Here is a 4,174-nt window from a genome sequence, read left to right on the forward strand (position 1 = left end):
CTCGCCGCGGCCGGCGGCGCCCGCGGCGAGGGCGGCCGGGAGGGCGACAGCGACCGGCTGCTGCGCCAGGGCGTGGCCCGCCCCGGCGCAGTGGTCGCCGAAGCCGCGCTCGCCCTCGGCGCCGCCGGTCGGGACCGCGAGGCCCGCACCCTGCTCGGGGCGTTCGTGCGCCTGCGCACCGCCGAGGAGGCGGCGGCCCTGGCCCGCCGCGACCCGCACTGGTTCGTCCCCCGGCTGCTGGCCGGGGCCCGCGCCCTGTCCGCCACCCGGCACCGGGATCTGGCGCACGCCCTGCGCGTGGCGGGGATCCCGGCGAGCTGAAGCGCCCGTCTCCTGACCGCAAACGACCACCTGGCGACGTAACTTGATCGACTACTCCAACCGCGCACGGTGGTCTTGCCCCACGCTGTGACGAGGCCTACCTTCGACTCCCTACGCACACCGTCTACGTGCGTAGAAGTCGGCGTTCCCGTCGCGAGGAGCAGCTCATGGCCCAAGTCGTCCGCGCCGCACTCGTCCAGGCCACCTGGACCGGAGACACCGAGTCGATGATCGCCAAACACGAGGAGCACGCCCGCCGGGCGGCCGCCCGGGGCGCGAAGGTCATCGGCTTCCAGGAGGTGTTCAACGCCCCCTACTTCTGCCAGGTGCAGGAGCCCGAGCACTACCGCTGGGCCGAGGCCGTCCCCGACGGCCCCACCGTGCGCCGGATGCAGGAGCTCGCCCGCGAGACCGGCATGGTGATCGTCGTCCCGGTCTTCGAGCTGGAGGCCGAGGGGTTCTACTACAACACCGCCGCCGTCATCGACGCCGACGGCAGCTACCTCGGCAAGTACCGCAAGCACCACATCCCGCAGGTCAAGGGCTTCTGGGAGAAGTACTACTTCCGCCCGGGCAATCTCGGCTGGCCCGTCTTCGACACCGCCGTCGGCAAGGTCGGCGTGTACATCTGCTACGACCGGCACTTCCCCGAGGGCTGGCGCGCACTGGGCCTGGCCGGGGCCCAGCTGGTCTACAACCCGTCCGCCACCTCCCGGGGCCTGTCCGCGTACCTGTGGCAGCTGGAACAGCCCGCCTCCGCCGTCGCCAACGAGTACTTCGTCGCCGCCATCAACCGCGTCGGACAGGAGGAGTACGGCGACAACGACTTCTACGGCACCAGCTACTTCGTCGACCCGCGCGGCCAGTTCGTCGGCGAGGTCGCCAGCGACAAGGAGGAGGAACTCCTCGTCCGGGACCTCGACTTCGACCTGATCAAGGAGGTCCGCGACCAGTGGGCCTTCTACCGTGACCGCCGCCCCGACGCCTACGGAGGGCTCGTACAGCCGTGACCAACCCCATCCCCCTGCACAGCCGCCACGCCGCCGTCCTGCCCGACTGGCTCGCGCTCTACTACGACCGCCCCATCGAGCTCACCCACGGCGAGGGCCGCCACGTCTGGGACGCCGACGGCAACCGCTATCTCGACTTCTTCGGCGGCATCCTCACCACGATGACCGCCCACGCCCTGCCCGAGGTCACCAAGGCCGTCTCCGAACAGGCCGGCCGGATCATCCACTCCTCCACCCTGTACCTCAACCGGCCGATGATCGAGCTGGCCGAACGCATCTGCGCCCTGTCCGGGATCCCCGACGCCCGGGTCTTCTTCACCACCTCCGGCACCGAGGCCAACGACACCGCCCTGCTGCTCGCGACGACGTACCGCCGCTCCAACCAGATCCTGGCGATGCGCAACAGCTACCACGGCCGGTCCTTCTCCACCGTCTCGATCACCGGCAACCGCGGCTGGTCCCCGACCAGCCTCTCGCCCCTCCAGACGTACTGGGTGCACGGCGCGGTCCGCACCCGCGGCCCCTTCGCCGCCCTTCCCGACGACGGGTTCACCGCCGCGGCCGTCGCCGACCTGGAGGACGTGCTCGGCCAGGCCCGCAACGGCGTCGCCGCCCTCATCGCCGAACCGATCCAGGGCGTCGGCGGCTTCACCTCCCCGCCCGACGGGCTCTACGGCGCCTTCCGCGAGGTCCTCGACCGCCACGGCATCCTCTGGATCAGCGACGAGGTGCAGACCGGCTGGGGCCGTACCGGCGAACACTTCTGGGGCTGGCAGGCCCACGCCCAGAACGGCCCGCCGGACATCCTCACCTTCGCCAAGGGCATCGGCAACGGCATGTCCATCGGAGGGGTCGTGGCCCGTGCCGAGGTGATGAACTGCCTGGACTCCAACTCCATCTCCACCTTCGGCGGTTCCCCGGTCACCATGGCGGCCGGCCTCGCGAACCTCGCGTACCTGCAGGAACACGACCTCCAGGGCAACGCCCGCCGCGTCGGCGGACTCCTCCTGGAACGGCTGCGCGCCGTCTGCGCCGGCGTGCCCGCGGTACGGGAGGTCCGCGGCCGGGGTCTGATGGCCGGCGTGGAGCTGACGAAGCCGGGCACCGAACAGGCCGACCCGCAGGCGGCCGCCGCCGTCCTGGAGGCCGCCCGCGCGCGCGGCCTGCTCCTCGGCAAGGGCGGTGGCCACGACACCAGCGTGCTGCGCATCGCACCGCCGCTCTCCCTCACCGTCGCCGAGGCGGAAGAGGGCGCCGAGATCCTCGAACAGGCCCTGCGGACCATCCGGTAGCAGCCGGCAGCCCATCCCTTAGGGGGAGTTCCTTGAGCACGCGCACCCTGATCCGCGGCGGTCTGGTCGTGACCGCCGCCGACGAGCTCCACGCGGACGTCCTCGTCGAGGACGGCCGCGTCGCGGCCCTCGCCGCACACGGTTCCGCCGCGGCGGACGTCTGGACCGCCGACCGCACGATCGACGCGAGCGGGAAGTACGTCATCCCCGGCGGCGTCGACGCGCACACCCACATGGAGCTCCCCTTCGGCGGCACCTCCGCCTCGGACACCTTCGAGACCGGCACCCGGGCCGCCGCCTGGGGCGGCACCACCACCATCGTCGACTTCGCCGTGCAGAGCGTGGGCCGCTCCCTGCGCGAGGGGCTCGACACCTGGTACGCGAAGGCCGACGGCAACTGCGCCGTCGACTACGCCTTCCACATGATCCTCTCCGACGTCAACGAACACACCCTGAAGGAGATGGACCACCTCGTCGGCGAGGGCGTCACCTCCTTCAAGCTGTTCATGGCCTACCCGGGCGTCTTCTACAGCGACGACGGGCAGATCCTGCGCGCCATGCAGCGGGCCTCCGGCAACGGCGGGCTGATCATGATGCACGCCGAGAACGGCATCGCCATCGACGTCCTCGTCGAACAGGCCCTGGCCCGCGGCGAGACCGACCCCCGCCACCACGGCGAGGTCCGCAAGGTGCTGCTGGAGGCCGAGGCCACGCACCGCGCCATCCAGCTCGCCCGGGTCGCGGGCTCGCCGCTCTACGTGGTCCACGTGTCGGCCGAGGAGGCGGTGGCCGAACTGGCCGCCGCCCGCGACAAGGGCCTGCCCGTCTTCGGCGAGACCTGCCCGCAGTACCTGTTCCTGTCCACCGACAACCTGGCGGAGCCCGACTTCCAGGGGGCCAAGTACGTCTGCTCCACCCCGCTGCGCCCCCGCGAACACCAGGCGGCGCTGTGGCGGGGCCTGCGTACCAACGACCTCCAGGTGGTGTCCACCGACCACTGCCCGTTCTGCTTCCGCGGCCAGAAGGAGCTGGGCCGCGGCGACTTCTCCAAGATCCCGAACGGTCTCCCCGGCGTGGAGAACCGCATGGACCTCCTCCACCAGGCCGTCCTGGACGGGCACATCAGCCGCCGCCGCTGGATCGAGATCGCCTGCGCGACCCCGGCCCGGATATTCGGCCTCTACCCGCAGAAGGGCACCATCGCGCCGGGTTCCGACGCCGACATCGTCCTCTACGATCCGCACGCCGAGCAGGTCATCTCCGCCGAGACCCACCACATGAACGTGGACTACTCGGCGTACGAGGGCAGGCGGATCACCGGACGCGTCGACACGGTCCTCTCCCGCGGCGAACTCGTCATCGACCGGCGCGAGTACACCGGCCGGGCCGGTCACGGAGCCTTCGTCCACCGTTCCACCTGCCAGTACCTCTAGGGGGCGCCGGGGCCCGCACGCCCCGGCGCCCGCACTCCCCAGCAAGGAGCGACGCATGGACTTCGGCCTCGTCCTGCAGACCGACCCGCCCGCCTCCCAGGTCATCAGCCTGATGAAG

Annotated in this window: 3 protein-coding genes and 1 pseudogene; all 4 read left to right on the forward strand. The window is 71.4% G+C overall.

Going from position 1 to position 4,174, the window contains the following annotated elements:
- A pseudogene (locus ACEPPI_RS39995) lies at nucleotides 1-321 on the forward strand (hypothetical protein); the annotation flags it as partial.
- A gap of 167 nt (nucleotides 322-488) precedes the next feature.
- Entirely contained in the window at nucleotides 489-1,331 is an 843-nt protein-coding gene (locus ACEPPI_RS40000) for a nitrilase-related carbon-nitrogen hydrolase (protein ID WP_373920159.1), read from the forward strand.
- Nucleotides 1,328-2,623, forward strand: coding sequence for an aspartate aminotransferase family protein (locus tag ACEPPI_RS40005; RefSeq protein WP_373920160.1), 1,296 nt, complete (start codon nucleotides 1,328-1,330; stop codon nucleotides 2,621-2,623). Before ACEPPI_RS40000 ends, ACEPPI_RS40005 begins: the two co-directional genes overlap by 4 nt.
- 32 nt (nucleotides 2,624-2,655) lie before the next feature.
- Nucleotides 2,656-4,056 carry a dihydropyrimidinase gene (hydA, locus tag ACEPPI_RS40010; protein ID WP_373920161.1) on the forward strand — a complete coding sequence of 467 codons (1,401 nt, stop codon included), beginning with the start codon at nucleotides 2,656-2,658 and terminating at the stop codon, nucleotides 4,054-4,056.
- Nucleotides 4,057-4,174: the final 118 nt, after the last annotated feature.

This window comes from Streptomyces sp. AB3(2024) (genome assembly GCF_041862025.1).
In the GTDB taxonomy this organism is placed as follows: domain Bacteria; phylum Actinomycetota; class Actinomycetes; order Streptomycetales; family Streptomycetaceae; genus Streptomyces.

Excerpts from the sequence above, each read along its gene's own strand:
- ACEPPI_RS40000 (WP_373920159.1), top strand. The coding sequence starts at position 489 with ATGGCCCAAGTCGTCCGCGCCGCACTCGTCCAGGCCACCTGGACCGGA.